This window comes from Campylobacter sp. RM5063 (assembly GCF_024723655.1).
GTDB classification, from domain to species: domain Bacteria; phylum Campylobacterota; class Campylobacteria; order Campylobacterales; family Campylobacteraceae; genus Campylobacter_D; species Campylobacter_D lari_D.
In genome coordinates this window covers 18,801-34,390 of record NZ_JANQDA010000004.1, presented here as the reverse complement: position 1 = coordinate 34,390, position 15,590 = coordinate 18,801, and the positions used below count along the sequence as shown (strand labels likewise).

Annotated in this window: 18 protein-coding genes; 17 read left to right on the top strand and 1 reads right to left on the bottom strand. The window is 28.8% G+C overall.

Features of this window, described 5'->3' with window-relative positions:
• The 17 genes from CAMP5063_RS02325 (at position 1) to CAMP5063_RS02245 (ending at position 14,709) form a co-directional block, all read left to right on the top strand.
• Complete coding sequence (locus CAMP5063_RS02325) at positions 1 to 879, top strand: aspartate carbamoyltransferase catalytic subunit (protein WP_337194746.1); 879 nt, start codon at positions 1 to 3, stop codon at positions 877 to 879.
• A 4-nt stretch (positions 880 to 883) separates the two neighbouring features.
• Complete coding sequence (locus CAMP5063_RS02320) at positions 884 to 2,605, top strand: M3 family oligoendopeptidase (protein WP_337194745.1); 1,722 nt, start codon at positions 884 to 886, stop codon at positions 2,603 to 2,605.
• Positions 2,598 to 3,044 carry a hypothetical protein gene (locus CAMP5063_RS02315; protein ID WP_263661833.1) on the top strand — a complete coding sequence of 149 codons (447 nt, stop codon included), beginning with the start codon at positions 2,598 to 2,600 and terminating at the stop codon, positions 3,042 to 3,044. Before CAMP5063_RS02320 ends, CAMP5063_RS02315 begins: the two co-directional genes overlap by 8 nt.
• Positions 3,041 to 5,104, top strand: coding sequence for an ATP-dependent helicase (locus CAMP5063_RS02310; RefSeq protein WP_337194744.1), 2,064 nt, complete (start codon positions 3,041 to 3,043; stop codon positions 5,102 to 5,104). The genes CAMP5063_RS02315 and CAMP5063_RS02310 overlap by 4 nt, the downstream gene beginning before the upstream one ends.
• Positions 5,101 to 5,919: a tRNA pseudouridine(55) synthase TruB gene (truB, locus tag CAMP5063_RS02305; RefSeq protein ID WP_337194743.1), complete on the top strand. Its 819-nt coding sequence runs from the start codon at positions 5,101 to 5,103 to the stop codon at positions 5,917 to 5,919. Before CAMP5063_RS02310 ends, truB begins: the two co-directional genes overlap by 4 nt.
• Complete coding sequence (gene csrA, locus CAMP5063_RS02300; RefSeq protein ID WP_012661763.1) at positions 5,913 to 6,140, top strand: carbon storage regulator CsrA; 228 nt, start codon at positions 5,913 to 5,915, stop codon at positions 6,138 to 6,140. The genes truB and csrA overlap by 7 nt, the downstream gene beginning before the upstream one ends.
• Complete coding sequence (locus tag CAMP5063_RS02295; protein ID WP_337194742.1) at positions 6,137 to 6,892, top strand: 4-(cytidine 5'-diphospho)-2-C-methyl-D-erythritol kinase; 756 nt, start codon at positions 6,137 to 6,139, stop codon at positions 6,890 to 6,892. The genes csrA and CAMP5063_RS02295 overlap by 4 nt, the downstream gene beginning before the upstream one ends.
• Entirely contained in the window at positions 6,892 to 7,347 is a 456-nt protein-coding gene (smpB, locus tag CAMP5063_RS02290; protein ID WP_039668585.1) for an SsrA-binding protein SmpB, read from the top strand. The genes CAMP5063_RS02295 and smpB overlap by 1 nt, the downstream gene beginning before the upstream one ends.
• A gap of 12 nt (positions 7,348 to 7,359) precedes the next feature.
• Complete coding sequence (locus tag CAMP5063_RS02285) at positions 7,360 to 7,977, top strand: TlpA family protein disulfide reductase (protein ID WP_337194741.1); 618 nt, start codon at positions 7,360 to 7,362, stop codon at positions 7,975 to 7,977.
• Positions 7,961 to 8,254, top strand: a complete 294-nt coding sequence (locus tag CAMP5063_RS02280) for an ATP-dependent Clp protease adaptor ClpS (RefSeq protein WP_263660137.1) — start codon at positions 7,961 to 7,963, stop codon at positions 8,252 to 8,254. The genes CAMP5063_RS02285 and CAMP5063_RS02280 overlap by 17 nt, the downstream gene beginning before the upstream one ends.
• The gene (locus CAMP5063_RS02275) at positions 8,251 to 10,380 is read left to right on the top strand and encodes an AAA family ATPase (RefSeq protein WP_133318694.1); all 2,130 of its coding nucleotides are present in this window, start codon (positions 8,251 to 8,253) and stop codon (positions 10,378 to 10,380) included. The genes CAMP5063_RS02280 and CAMP5063_RS02275 overlap by 4 nt, the downstream gene beginning before the upstream one ends.
• Positions 10,355 to 10,996: a leucyl/phenylalanyl-tRNA--protein transferase gene (gene aat, locus CAMP5063_RS02270; protein ID WP_337194740.1), complete on the top strand. Its 642-nt coding sequence runs from the start codon at positions 10,355 to 10,357 to the stop codon at positions 10,994 to 10,996. The genes CAMP5063_RS02275 and aat overlap by 26 nt, the downstream gene beginning before the upstream one ends.
• Positions 10,997 to 11,088: 92 nt before the next feature.
• Positions 11,089 to 11,520, top strand: coding sequence for a flagellar basal body rod protein FlgB (gene flgB, locus CAMP5063_RS02265; protein WP_263728303.1), 432 nt, complete (start codon positions 11,089 to 11,091; stop codon positions 11,518 to 11,520).
• A gap of 10 nt (positions 11,521 to 11,530) precedes the next feature.
• Positions 11,531 to 12,025 (top strand): flagellar basal body rod protein FlgC, encoded by a 495-nt coding sequence (gene flgC / locus CAMP5063_RS02260; RefSeq protein ID WP_133318691.1) that lies wholly within the window; start codon positions 11,531 to 11,533, stop codon positions 12,023 to 12,025.
• A gap of 3 nt (positions 12,026 to 12,028) precedes the next feature.
• Complete coding sequence (fliE, locus tag CAMP5063_RS02255; RefSeq protein WP_133318690.1) at positions 12,029 to 12,325, top strand: flagellar hook-basal body complex protein FliE; 297 nt, start codon at positions 12,029 to 12,031, stop codon at positions 12,323 to 12,325.
• Between the two features lie 3 nt (positions 12,326 to 12,328).
• Positions 12,329 to 14,137, top strand: coding sequence for a peptidoglycan D,D-transpeptidase FtsI family protein (locus CAMP5063_RS02250; protein ID WP_220566884.1), 1,809 nt, complete (start codon positions 12,329 to 12,331; stop codon positions 14,135 to 14,137).
• Positions 14,138 to 14,400: 263 nt separating this feature from the next.
• Entirely contained in the window at positions 14,401 to 14,709 is a 309-nt protein-coding gene (locus tag CAMP5063_RS02245; RefSeq protein ID WP_337194766.1) for a BspA family leucine-rich repeat surface protein, read from the top strand.
• Here CAMP5063_RS02245 and hemH read toward each other — a convergent pair.
• A complete protein-coding gene (gene hemH / locus CAMP5063_RS02240) occupies positions 14,684 to 15,589 on the bottom strand; it encodes a ferrochelatase (protein ID WP_263660142.1) in 906 nt (301 codons plus the stop codon). The genes CAMP5063_RS02245 and hemH overlap by 26 nt on opposite strands.
• Position 15,590 lies beyond the last annotated feature (1 nt).

Below are 15,590 nucleotides of genomic sequence, written 5' to 3'. Positions count from 1 at the left end.
ATGAGGCATTTAATTACTACAAAAGATTTTAACAATGATGAAATCTTGGCTTTATTTAAAGAAGCAAAAGAATTTTTGGATGAAAAACCGCGCACATTTTTAGAAGGAAAAAGTGTTACAACAATTTTCTTTGAAAATTCAACACGCACTCAATCAAGCTTTGAAACAGCCGCAAGAAGACTAGGTGCTAAAGTTTTAAAATTAGATGTTTCAAGAAGTAGTTCAAGCAAAGGTGAAACACTTTTTGATACTGCTGCGAATTTAGATGCAATGGCACCAAGTGCTATTGTAGTTAGACACAAAAACTCAGGTGTGCCTCATACTTTAGCAAATTATACTCATTGTCCTATAGTTAATGGAGGTGATGGTAAACACTCTCATCCTACCCAAGCTTTACTTGATCTTTTTACTATAATGGAGCATTTTGATTGTAATGTTAAAAGTAAAAAAATAGCAATAGTAGGAGATATTAAAAACTCACGCGTTGCTGCTTCAAATTTAGAATTATTGCCTCGTTTTGGTATAGACATTACCCTAGTGGCTCCGCCTCATTTTATGCCAAATTATCCTATTAAAAAAACAAATAAACTAAAAGAAGTTATTGATGATGTAGATATTATCATGAGTCTTAGAACACAAACTGAAAGACACAATATTCCAACCTATGCATCGCTTAAAGATTATGCAAATGATTTTTGTATTAGCAAAGATTTAATAAAAGATAAAAATCTCATTATCTTACATCCTGGTCCTGTACATAGAAATATCGATATTAGCGATGAAGTAATGGCTGATAAAAGATGTAAGGTTTTAACTCAAGTTAAAAATGGTGTTGCCATTAGAATGGCTGTATTAAAAAAACTCATTTTAGAAAGCTAAAATCATGCAAAATTGGAACTTAAGTACATTATTTAAAGATGAGCAAGAATTAAATCTTTTTTTACAAAAAACCCAAGATGAAGCTTGTGAATTTAAAAAACAATATGAAAATAATCTTCATAGTTTAAGCAATGAGCAATTCTTGCAAGCTTTAAAAAACTATGAAGAATTAATCTTAAAACTTTCTCACATACTAACCTATGTGTATTTAAATTTTGCTCAAGATACTACCAAAGGTGCTTTTTATGCAAAATATGAAAATTTAAGTAAAAAAATAGAAGAAAATCTTTTATTTTTTGAACTTGAATTTTGCGAGTTAAAAGAAGAAAAAAGTAAAACTTTCATCACATTTTGCAAAGATTATGAGTTTTATTTAAATAATCTTATCAAACACAAAAAACACAATCTTTCTAAAAAAGAAGAAAGAGTTATCCTAACTCTATCAAGTACAGGTTCAAATGCATTTGCAAGATTATTTGATGAAACCTTTAGTGCTTTAAAATTTAATTTTGAAGGACAAAAATTAAGTGAGGAAGAAATTCTAAGCAAGCTTTATGATAAAGATAGAAGCATTAGAAAAAAAGCTTCAAAATGCTTTAGCAAAACTTTAAAAAAACAAAACAAGCTTTTAGTATATATTTTTAATATGATTAAAAGTGAACTTGCTAATATTTGTGAGTTAAGATCTTATGAAAGTCCAGAAACCCCAAGACATATAAGAAATCAAATTTCTAAAAAAAGTGTTGATGCGCTTATTAGTGCTAGCGAGAATAGCTTTGATATTGTTTCTAAATTTTATAATGCAAAGAAAAAAATTCTAGGGTATAAAAAGTTAAAAGATTATGATCGTTATGCACCTATTGGAAAAGAAATGCAAGTTGATTTTGATCAAGGAAAGGATATAGTTTTAAAAGCCTTTGAAAAATTTTCTAAAGATTTTTATATGATAGCAAAAGAAGCTTTTGAGAATAATTGGATTGATATCTATCCTAAAGAATTTAAACAAAGTGGAGCATTTTCTCACTCAAGCACGCCGCTAAGTCATCCTTTCATACTTTTAAACTATACCAATCAAAGACGCGATCTTTTCACCCTAGCACATGAGCTAGGCCACACTATACATCAAAAACTTTCTTATAAAGTAAGTTTTTTAAATCAAGATACACCGTTAACTACAGCAGAAACTGCTTCAGTGTTTGCAGAAATGTTGATTTTTGATTATATTAAAGAAAATTTAGACAAAGAAGAGCTTTTATCTTTATATGCAGCAAAAATTGAAGATATTTTTGCTACTCTTTATAGACAAATTAATTTTACTACTTTTGAACGCAGATTTCATGCTAAAAAAGAAGAGCTAAGCGCGCAAGAACTAAGTGAAATTTGGCTTGAAGAATCAAGAAAAATGTTTCAAGATAGCGTAGTTTTAACCAAAAATTATGGCCTTTGGTATTCTTATATACCACATTTTATACACTCTCCATTTTACTGCTATGCTTATGCTTATGCACAACTTTTAGTTTTAGCACTCTATGGTCTATATAAAAGTGGCAAATGCTCTAATTTTACTTCAATTTATATTGAGTTTTTAAGTAGTGGGGGAAGCAAAAGCCCAAAAGAACTTGTAGCTATGTTTGGCTTTGATATAGAAAGTGATGAATTTTGGAATATAGGCTTAGAGCAAGTTAGGATACTAGTAGATGAATTTTTAAGGCTAAGCAATGATTGATAAAATTTTAAATAATAAAAATTTTATAACTTTAATGCAAAAAAGCATTTATGAATGTTTGCAAATTTTAATCCAAGAAGATATTGAGTTTAATATCATTGTAAATACTAAATTTGTTACACTCGAACCTCCTTTACCATCAGAATTAGATGTAGTGAGTAAAAATCCTTATTGTCTTTTTGCACTTGGTGGTTATACTTTTAAATCCATAGTTTTAACAAATGAGCATATAGAATTTCACGCAGGTTTTGGGCCTGATGATTTTGCAACCTTTGTGAAAGTGGATTTAGGGGCAATTACTCAAATTCAAGTTGAAGATAATATCATTTTTGTTAATTTTTCAAACTATTTCAAAAAGCAAAATGATCAAAAATTAAAAGAAAAATCTATGAATGCTTTTTTAAATAATCCCAACAATAAAGATTTATTTAAAAAATGAGTTTTTTTGAAGGTTTAAATGATAGCCAAAAAGAAGCTATCATGCATATTGATGGAGCTATGCTGATACTAGCAGGTGCAGGTAGTGGAAAGACTAAAACCATTACCACTAGACTTGCCTATTTAATCGATCATGTAGGTATTCCTGCGCAAAATACCCTCACGCTAACCTTTACAAATAAAGCTGCTAATGTAATGAAAACAAGAGCCTTAGCACTTTTACAAGATCAAAATTTACATAATCCCCTTTTATGTACTTTTCATAAATTTGGTTTGTTATTTTTAAGACTTTATAGCGAAAGAATTAATAGAGCAAATAATTTTGTCATTATTGATACAGATGATAAAAAGAAAATACTAAAAGATTTAGCTAGCGAAAATTTGCAAAGCTCTTTAGCAAGCATAGGTGCTTATATTTCAAATTTTAAAAATCAAAGCAAAAGCGCTCAAGAAATACGCAAAGAATTAGAATTTTTAAAAGATGAAAAAAACAAAAATTACGAAGAAATCATTCATTTATATGAGCAATATGAGCATTTTTTAATCCAAAATAATTTCATGGATTTTGATGATTTACTCATGCTAACTAATAAAATTTTAGAAGATGAACAATTTGCACAAGAGCAAAGTCAAAAATATACTTATATAACAGTAGATGAGTATCAAGATACCAATGCCTTACAATATCAAATTCTAAAAAAACTTTGCGTGTCTCATGAAAACATTTGCGTGGTGGGTGATGATGATCAAAGTATTTATGGTTGGCGTGGAGCTAAAATAGAAAATATCTTAAATTTCAAAGAACAATTTAACAATGTAAAATTAGTCAAACTAGAGCAAAATTATCGCTCAACTAGCACTATTTTGCAAGCTGCAAATGAGCTTATAGAGCATAATAGAAAAAGACTAGGAAAAACTTTGATTTGTACCAAAGATGAGGGCGAAGAAATTACAATTTTACAAAATGATGATGAAAAAATTGAAAGTTTTAAGGTTGCAAGAGAAGTTTCAAAACTTTTAAACTCGGGGATTAATCCTAGTGAAATAGCCATACTTTATAGAGTAAATGCCCTATCTCGTGCTCTTGAAGAAGCTTTTAGCAAAGAAAAAATTCCTTTTAAATTGCTAAGTGGAATTCGTTTTTATGAAAGAGCTGAAATTAAAGATATTATTTCTTATTTAAGATTGCTTTCAAATTTAAATGATGATTATTCTTTTAAACGCATTATCAACCGCCCTAAAAGAAACTTTGGTAATGCAAGTTTAGAAAAGCTAGAAAATTATGCTAAAGAAAATCATTTGTCTTTATTTGAAAGTCTATGTGCTTTGCAAGGAAGTGGTTTTTTTAGTAAAAAAACAGACAAAGAGTTAGAAAAATTCATACTAAGCATACACAAAATTAAAGAAAAAGATGATTTGCTTGCAATGATTTTAGCCTTAGAAGAAGAATTTAAAATCAAAGAATTTTACAAAGATAATCCAGAGGGCGAAGATAAACTTTTAAATATAGATGAACTTTATGCTAATTTAAAAGATAAAATTACTCATGGAAATTATAATGGCTTAGATGATATTTTAAATGAAATTTCTTTACTTAATGAGCAAGATGGACTTGATAAAGAAAGTATTTGTATTATGAGTATTCATGCAAGCAAAGGACTTGAGTTTGATTATGTTTTTATCATAGGTTTAGAAGAAGGATTTTTCCCACTCACTAGCGAATCAAGCAATATAGAAGAAGAAAGAAGACTTGCCTATGTAGCAATCACTAGAGCCAAGAAAAAACTTTATTTAAGTTATGCTAATTCTAGATTTTATAAAGGAAGTCGCACAAGATTAGAAAAAAGTAGATTTTTTGGCGAGAGTAATGTAATCAAAAAAGAATTAACACTAGATCATCAAAAAAATTGCTACAAAAAAGGCGATCTAATCAAACATAAAATTTTTGGCATAGGCAGAGTCACTGGGGTAAGTAAAATAGGTGCTGAAGAAAAACTCACGATTAATTTTGGAGGCATAGAAAGAATGATAATGTCAAGTTTTGTGGAAAAAGTAATATGAATAAACTTTTTGTAGCTTACAAACCAAGCGGTATGAGTTCTAATGCTTTTTTAGGCAAACTCAAGAAAAAATATAAAAATAAAAAAGCAGGTTTTTCAGGAACACTTGATCCTTTTGCAAAAGGTGTTTTACTTATAGCCTTTGATCAATACACAAAACTTTTTCGTTTTTTTGATAAAAATCCAAAAGTTTATAAAGCAACACTTTGGCTAGGCGCGCATTCACTAAGCCTTGATAATCAAAATATCAAAGAAATCAATCTTATAAATGCTTTTGAAGAGAAAGTTTTAGAACAAATTAAAAATGAACTTTTAGGTAAAATCACCTACACCCCACCCGCATTTTGTGCAAAAAAAATAGATGGGGTGCGCTCTTATGAGCTTGCAAAAAGAGGTTTTGAAGTCAATTTAAAGCCTTGTATTATGGAAATTTTTTATACTAAAATTTTACACTATAGCCATCCCTTTTTAACCATAGAAATAGCAGTTAGTGAGGGTTCTTATATACGCTCTTATTGTGAATTATTTGCTAGAAAACTTGGTATTAAAGCCACACTAAGCTCATTAGAGCGTTTAAGCGAGGGAGGGTTTTTTTATGAGAATGAAAAAGAGTTAAATCCTTTAGCTTATTTAAATCTTAGAAAAAATACGATAAAATATCCCCGAAAATTACACAATGGACAAAAAATATTTTTGGACGATTTGGAAATTCAAGAAGAAGGTAGCTATATTTTAGAAGAAAAAGATTTTTTTTCTATCATTTCTATCCAAGATAATCAAGTGCAATATTATTTAAATAAGGTATTAAAATGTTAATTTTATCAAGAAAAGAAAATGAAAGTATAAAAATCGGAGATGATATAGAAATCAAAGTAGTTCAAACAGGCAAAGGCTATGCTAAAATAGGCATCGAAGCTCCAAAGTCTTTAATGATACTACGCAAAGAGCTTATCGAGCAAGTAAAAAGTGAAAATTTACATGCAATTAGTGATGAAACGATAAAACTTGACGATCTGAGTAAAAAGCTTAAAAAATGAAAGCTTACGCAAAAGCTAATATTTTTTTAAAAATCATAGGAATTGACTCAAGATCTTATCATTTATTACAATCACGCTTTGTTTTATTAAAAGATATTTTTGATGAGTTAAGCTTTAGCGATGAAAAAATCAAAGAAGGGTTTGAAATCACTGGAAATTTTACCCAAGATACCATCATACACAAAGCTTATAAAGAATTAGAAAATTTAGGATTTTCTAATGAATTAAATGAATTTTTTAAAGACAAAAGTTTAAAGCTTACCAAAAACATTCCCATAGGTGGAGGTCTTGGAGGAAGTAGCACTGATGCGGTTGCATTTTTATTAATGATCAACGAAACTTTAAATTTAAAACTCAATCAACAACAACTTAAACAAATCTGCCAAAAACTTGGCTCTGATTTAATCTTTTTTTTAAGCGGATATGATAGTGCAAATGTTAGCGGGTGTGGCGAGATTGTAGAATATTTTGAAGATGATTTTAGCCAACTTGATTTTACTTTTCCATCTATTGAATGCTCAAGCGCAAAAGTATATAAAGCTTTTGATGAAAGTTCATATGATTTAACAGCGAATTTAAATTTGTCTAAAACACTTAAAACACTTAAAACAAGTGAAATTTTAGAGTATAAAAATACTGATTTAAACGACTTATTTGCTCCTTGTGTAAAAATTTATCCTAAAATGCAAACTTTTCTTAATGAGGCTTATTTTTTAAGTGGAAGTGGAAGTGGAGTTTTTAAGGCTAAATGATGAAAAAAACTATAGTAAAAAACAAAAAAGCTTTTTTTGATTATGAAATTTTGGAAAAATTTGAAGCAGGTATTGTTTTAAAAGGTTCTGAAGTAGTGGCATTAAGAGCTAGTAGAGCAAATTTGAAAGATTCTTTTGTGCGTATTATCAAAGGTGAAATTTTCTTACTTAATGCTCATATTTCTCATCTTAGCACTACACATTCTTTTTATAAGCATGATGAAAAAGGTGCGCGAAAACTTTTAATGCATAAAAAGCAAATCGATAGGCTTTTTGGTAAAATTAGCACCCAAGGCTTTACTATAGTGCCATTAGAACTTTATTTTAATGAAAAAAATAAAGCAAAAGTCTTAATAGCCTTAGCCAAAGGAAAAAACTTACACGATAAAAGAGAAAGCTTAAAGAAAAAACAAGCAGATCTTGAAGCAAGAGCTGCTATGAAAAATCATTATTAAAAAAGGATTTTGATGAAAAAATTTACTTATTTGTTTTTTACATTTGCTTTTGCATTTTTAATAAATGCTTGCTCAAGTGAAGAAAAAATCGAAAATGAATTTGCATTTGCTGAGTATAAAATGGGTGATGAAATTCTTTTAAAAAGTGTCAATGGTGGCGAGAAAACCCTAGTAAGAACACAAAATGGTTTTGTAGTAAAAGGTGAAGAGGGTAAAATTTTAATGTTTGATTTTTTTGGAACCTTTTGCACACCTTGTCAAGAAGAAGCCACTCATCTAACAAGTTTGTGGCAAAAAAATGCTGACAATTTTATCATCGTAGGACTAAGTCATTTTGAAAATGTTAGCGATCAAGCTGTAAAAGATTTTGCCATTAAATATGGGGCGTATTATTTCTTAAGCAATTCTAAAGAAAATGATAGAATTGTTGCACAAGCATTAAAAGATATCAACTATCAAAGCATGGAACAACTTCCTTTTAAAGTAGTTTTAAAAGATGGAAATTATCAAGATCTAACAGATTTTTGGAATAAAGACTCAAAAAGTTATGTGAAATATTATCTTGGAAAAGTTTCTACTGAGATTATGCAAGAAGATATTACTAGGATATTAAATGAGTCTAAAAAATGAAATTTTAGAACAACAAAAACTAGCAGAACCTAAAATGTTTAAGGTTTTGCTTTTAAATGATGATATTACCACCATGGATTTTGTAATTGAAATTTTAATGAATATTTTTCATCATGATTTTGAAAAAGCAAGTGCAATTATGCTTGAAATCCATCATCAAGGAAGCGGAGTTTGTGGCATATACACAGAAGAAATTGCACTTAGCAAAAAACAGCAAGTTGACATGGCAGCGAAAAATAAGGATTTTCCACTCCAAACAAGGATAGAAGAACAATGAAATATAAAGAATTGATTGACTCATTTATACCAAATGCAAGACATTTAAGCTTTATCAATCATCATGAATTTATCACTTGTGAGCATTTGCTTTTTGCTTTAGTTAAGCTTAGCAATGATTTTAAAAATCTACTTGAAGAAATCGGAGATGGTGATTTACAAGGCTTTGAAAATGAATTAAAAAATTATCTAGCTAAAAATAATGAAATTTTAAAAAAAGAAATAGAACCTATTTTTTCTGTGATCTTGGAAAATATATTACACAAGCTAAATGCAAAAAATCAAACAAGTGTGATTGATTTTATCATCGCACTTTGCAAAGAAGAAAAAGCTTATTCTTATAATATCTTAAAAAAACACCTAATAGAAGAAGAAAAAATAAAAGAATTGTTACAAAATGCTGAATTTGAAAATTTAAAAACCCATACCATAGAGCTAGTTGAACTTGCAAAAAAAGGCAAAATAGATCCTGTTATAGGTAGAAAATTTGAACTTGAAAGAATGATGCAAATTCTAAGCCGTCGTAAGAAAAATAATCCTATTTTAGTTGGTGAACCAGGTGTTGGTAAAAGTGCCATTATAGATGGACTAGCACTAGCTATAGCTGAGGAAAAAGTGCCAAAACATTTAAAAAACTCAAAAATTTATAGCCTTGATATGACAAGCTTGCTTTCGGGGACAAAATATAGGGGTGATTTTGAAAAAAGGTTAAAAGATATCATTAAAGAATTAGAAAATATCCCTAATGCTATTTTATTTATAGATGAAATTCACACCATAGTAGGAACCGGCGCAAGCAATGAAAGTCATGCAGATATGTCAAATTTATTAAAACCTGCATTAAGTAATGGCAACATCAAATGCATAGGTGCAACTACTTTCATAGAATACAAAAATACCTTTGATAAAAACAAAGCTCTAAGTAGAAGATTTGCAAAAATTGATATAGATGAGCCAAGCGAAGAAGAGTGTTTTTTGATCTTGCAAGGCTTAAAAAGCAAATATGAAAATTTTCACAAAATCAAAATCAGTGATGAAATTTTACAAACAAGTATAAAACTAGCAAAACAATTTTTACATGATAAATTTTTACCCGATAGTGCAATTGATTTAATTGATGAACTTGGCGCAAGCTTTGCTTTAGAAGATAAAAAAAGTAAAAAAATAGTAAAAATAAAAGATTTAGAAAATACTTTAGCAAGAATGACACATTCTCATAAAATTTATGAAAGTGATCAAGGTAAAATCTTAAAAAATTTAGAGCAAAACTTAAAGCAAAATATTTTTGGACAAGATGAAGCCATTAAAGCTTTGTGTTCTATTTTAAAACAAAGCTATGCGGGGTTAAAAGGCAAAAATACCCCAAAAGGCGTGTTTTTATTTACCGGTTCAAGTGGAGTTGGTAAAACCGAACTTGCAAAAAATTTAGCACAAATTTTAAACCTTAATCTTGAAAGATTTGACATGAGTGAATACTCGCAAAAACATGATGTGAGCAAACTCATAGGAACTTCAGCAGGTTATGTGGGCTATGAAGATGGCGGCTTGCTTAGTAATAGTATTAGAAAAAATCCATTTAGCGTAGTCTTATTTGATGAGATAGAAAAAGCTCATCCTGATTTAACTAATACCTTTTTACAAATTTTTGATAATGCAAGTTTAACAGATAATAGTGGATTAAAAGCTGATTTTAAAAATACTATTATCATTATGACTTCAAATTTAGGTCTCAAAGAAAGTAATGAACTTGGTTTTTTAAGCAGTGATAAAGAAAAAAGTAATAAAGCCATAAAAGATTTCTTCGCACCTGAATTTATCAACCGTATAGATAAAATCATTCATTTTAATGACTTAAGTCAAGAAATTTTAGAACAAATCGTTCAAAAAGAACTAGATTTAATGGCAAAAAATTTAAACAACATCACCATGGAAGCTGATAAAAAAGTAAAAGAATTTCTTGCTAAAAAAACTAATAATAAAGAATTTGGAGTAAGATTATTAAAACGCATTATTGCCGAAGAATTAGGCGAGAGATTAAGTGATGAAATTTTATTTGGAAAATTAAAAAATGGTGGTAAATTAAAACTCAAACTTTCCAAAAATGAAAAAATTGAATTTGTATTCTAAACTTTTAAAAAGCCCTGATGATGCGCCTGTTTTTATTAGTGAAAAACTAGAAGTAGATTTTATACCTCATGCTTATAGCTTAGGGCTTTTTCCATGGACTAGCAATCCTGTTACTTGGTGGTGTCCTTCTCCTAGAATGGTGCTTTTACCTGATGAAGTGCGCATACAAAAAAGCATAAAAAAATCTTTAAAAACTTATGAAATAAGACTTAATTTTGATTTTAACTCGCTTATAAGTCATTGCGCAAAAAGAAAAAAAACTTGGATAAGTCAAGAATTTATACAAGTTTATACAAAGCTTTTTGAGCAAAATTTAGCTCATAGTGTTGAAGTTTATGAAAATGATGTTTTAATCGGCGGTTTATACGGACTTATAATAGGTAAAATATTTTTTGGTGAAAGTATGATAAGTCTTAAAAAAGATGCCTCAAAAGTAGCCCTAATAAGACTTTGTGAGCTTTTAAAACCATATGATTTTTTAATAGATTGTCAAGTGCCTAATGAGCATTTAAAATTTATGGGTGCTAAAGAAATGACAAAAAAAGATTTTTTGAAAACACTAGAAAAAAAAGTTTCACTTGAAAGTAGCTTTAAAAATTTCAAAAATTTACTATAAAAAGATATACTTATACATAAATAAAATTGCATAAATATTTTGGAATGATTTTTGCTTTTAGTCTATAAAAGCTTTATTTTAAAGGAAAAATTATGATAAGCCCTTTTAAGTCAAAAGAACTTATTGTTAATGCTTTAGCAGGAAGAAATCTAAGAAGTCAAATGATTAATTCTAACCTTGCAAATGTTGATACTCCTTTTTATAAAGCAAGAGATATAGAATTTGAAACTGCTTTAGTTAATAGAGCAAATGAAATTTTCAAAAAAAAAGATACTAAAGAGCTTGAATTAGCAAGCACAAATACAAATCATCAAAAACCTTGGAAATTTCCAGATCCTAATAAATCAACTATTTATTTAAGAGATGGACATTTGGCAAGAAATGACGCAAATACAGTAGATCTTGATGTAGAAACTACTGAAATGAGCAAAAATACTATGATGATTTCTGCTTTAGATGGTGTTTTAAGAAGACAAAGTAATATTTTTTCAACCATCATAGAAACAAGCTCTAAATTAGGCTAGGAGAAAAATAATGGCTTATTTAAGTGATTTTGATATTAGTGGATATGGACTTAGTGCTCAACGCTTTAGAATGAATGTAATTAGCTCAAATATAGCTAATGCTAATACTACTAGAACAGCAGAAGGTGGTCCATATAGAAGAAGAGAAGTGATTTTCAAAGCAACTGATTTTAACGAATTGCTAAACAAGCAAATAGCTAAAGATAATAATTTTTTAGAATATGAAAATCCTTTAAACGATCCTGCTTCACAAAAAGATGCAAAACCTGCTATAATGAGCGTAGTAGTTGATAAAGTTGTAAGAGATGATAAAGATTTTCGTATGAAATTTGACCCATCTCATCCAGATGCGAATGAACAAGGTTATGTTGCTTATCCAAATATAAATCCTGTTATTGAAATGGCCGATTTAATAGAAGCAACAAGAGCTTATCAAGCTAATGTAAGTGCCTTTACTAGCACCAAAACTATAGCACAAAGTGCGATAGATTTACTAAGAGGTTAATAAATGAACACTATTAATGGTATAAATCAATTTAACAATGTTAATAACAAAAACAATAATAACAACACAAGCAACATAGGAGATGAGTTTTCGAGTTTATTAAAAAATTCCATCAACGATCTTAATAAAACTCAAGAAACTGCCGAAGCTGCTATGGTAGACATTGCAACAGGCGAAGTCAAAGACTTACATCAAGCTGCAATTGCGATTAGCAAAGCTGAATCAAGTATGAAATTTATGCTTGAAGTTAGAAATAAGGCTATAAACGCATATAAAGAAATTTCAAGAACCCAAATTTAATATATGCTTTCAAACACCATTAGAAATAGGGTTTCAAAAGTAGCTTTTGCTTTTTGTATGGCTCTGTTTTTTATGGCCTTATTTTTACTTTCTACTTTTTTTCTAACCTCAAAACGCCATATACCAAATACTCAAAAAGAACAATATTTTTCCGCTCTTAGAGGTAATATCATCACAAGCGATAATTTTACCGTAACTTCTAGTAGGCAAATTTATAGAGCTGAAATTGATCTAAGGAGCTTAAATCCCGATAAAAAGGATTTGTTTTTAACTCTTTTTCAAATTTATAGTGGCGCAAGTGATGAACAAATGCAAGATATAAAAAAAAGAATGCTTGCAAAGAAAAAAAGAAGTTATAATTTTATTTTACTCCAAGATATTAACTCAAAAGACGCAAGTTATTTAAAAGAACTAGCTAAAAAACTTTATACTCAAGGTTTTTTTAAATCCTTCACAAATAATAATGGCAGAGTGGAGACAAGAGGGCTTGATATTATAGAACACAAAGAAGATCGTGTATATATGCCAAAAGATTCACTTACTCCAATCATAGGCTACACAAGAACCTATATGGATGAGCAAAGTGAAATTTTTAAAAATGTCGGCATAAAAGGTTTGGAAAAATACTATAATGAATGTTTAAATCCTTTGCAAAATGCTAAAATTCAAGGTTTAAGAGATATAGGTGGTAATATCATCTTGAATTTGCATTCTTATGAACAACGCAAAATAGATGGTTGTAATTTATACTTAAATATTTCCTTAAAACTTCAAAAAGGTTTAGAAAAAGCTATCGATAAAAGAAATGAAGATCTAAAAGCCAATGAAATTATAGTTGCCATCATGGAAAGCAAAAGCGGAAAAATTCTAGCACTTGCTAGCTCAAGAAGATATGATCCGCAAAATCGCGGAAAAGATCTATCTGTGCTCAATGCAAGTGCCATAGAATATGGCTATGAAGCAGGATCTGTTATAAAACCTTTTATATTTACCACTGCATTAATGCTTGATAAAATCAAAGTTGATGAAATCATTGATACTCAAGGTGGACAATACAAACTTGGTCGTTTTACCATACGCGATGATCACAAAAAAAATAAAATGAGCATGGAAGAAGTTATTACTTACTCTTCAAATGTCGGTATGATTAAAATTGCCCAAAGATTAAGTAATCTTGAAATCATCTCAGGACTTAGAATTTTTCGTTTTGGAGAAAAAAGCGGTATTGATCTTCCTTATGAGCAAAAAGGAGAAATACCAAATCCAAAAAGATTAAGAGAAGTTGAAAAATCTGTATTAAGTTATGGTTATGGCTTGAAAACAACTTTTATACAACTTTTAGCTGCTTATAATGTATTTAACAATGATGGAATTTACATCACCCCACAAATTGCAAATAAAATTTATCAAGATGGGCGTTTAATAAAACTTGATGATGAAGTTAAGAAAGAAAAAATTCTTTCAAGCAAAGCTGCCAAAGAAATGCAGCAAATTTTAATTAATGTTATAGAAAAAGGAACCGGTAAAAAAGCACGAACTCAAGGTATCATTATAGGTGGAAAAACGGGTACAGCTAGGATTGCTGAAAGAAAAGGCTATACTTCAAATCGCTATAATGCCTCGTTTTTTGGCTTTGCAAATGATGAGAAAAATACCTATACCATTGGAGTTTTAGTAAGACATCCTACCAAAGCTTATAGTTATTATGCCGCACAAAGTGCTTTACCTATGTTTAAAGATACAGTAAATCTTTTGATTAAAGAAAGTTATTTAAAACCAATAGAAAACAAAAACAATGACATTAAAAAATAAAATTACAATAATAATCTTTTTTTATATTGATTTTTTGTTTCGCTTATTTAAAACATTGGATTTTATTATTTATAACCTTACTTGTGTTTTTAGTTATATTGTATTTACTCAAACTGCAATCAAAAAATATAATACACAAACCAAAAACAAAAGAAACTCTTAAATATTTGATACTACCAGATATTCCGCTTAAAAATATAGATACAAGCAATGTTGACAATATTGAAGGAGTGTTTTAGGATATAAGATCCAACAAGCTCTAAATAACTACAACAAAAAAGCTTAAAATTCATTGCTGGGATGTTTCAAATGTATTATGGATGGAATATGCATTTTTTTGTGAATCTATTTTCAAAATTCCTTTTTCAAAAACTCCAAAATTTAATCAAGATTTAAACAATTGGAATATTGATAGTGTTATAAGCACACAAAATATGTTTAGTGGATGTATAAATTTCAATCAAAAACTATCAAACTGGAATTTAGAAAATATCCCGAGAAAAAAAATATATGTTTTTAATACCGCTATAAAAATTAATATAAAAACTATATTTTTACTTGATTTAAAATAAACTCTATAAACTCATCGCTATCATTAGGACATTTAATAAGCTCATAATCGCTTTTTGCTAAGTGCCTATATTCAACTCCAAGCTCAAAAATCGTTTCAGAGCAATCTATACAAAAAGATACAGGATAAATCAAAGCTTTTTGATCTAAACTTTCTAAAATATCACTTGTATTAGGCTCAAGCCATTTAACTGGGCCTAGTTTTGATTGATATGATAAAATGATTTGGTCAAATTTATTTTTAAGTTTTTCTTTTAAAATATCCACATGCTCTTGCACATGTTTTTCATACAAATCACCTTTTTTAATCACTGAAAGCGGTAAAGAATGCGCAGAAAAAATCAAAATTTTATAATCGTATTCTCTCTTTTTTTCTAAAATATGCTTTATAATCATTTCATTATAAAGTTCATCTTTATAAAAAACATCAATGATTTTTACATTAGCTTGGTTTTGGATATTTCTTAGCTCATTTTCCACTACTTCTAAAGAACTAGTTACAGTGGTTTTAGAATGATGAGGATACAGAGGAAATAAAATAATTTCGTCATTTTGCTTAAAATCATATTTTGAAAAAACCTCATTTGCAAAAGGTGGTACATAAAGACTAATAAAATCAAATTTATATTCTCTAGTTTTAGAATTTAATTTATCACATAAACTTTGTGTGATTTGAGTAAGCGGGGATTTCCCGCCCATTTTTTCATAGTTTTGTTTCATAGCTTTTAATCTTGATTTTCTTATCATAAAAGCTACAAATTTTCTTAAAAAAACATTTTTTATCCCTAAAATATAAGGATCATTAAACATATTTTTTAAAAAAACTTCACATTCATCAAGTTTATTAACCCCGCCCATATTTAAAAAAAATACATATTTCACT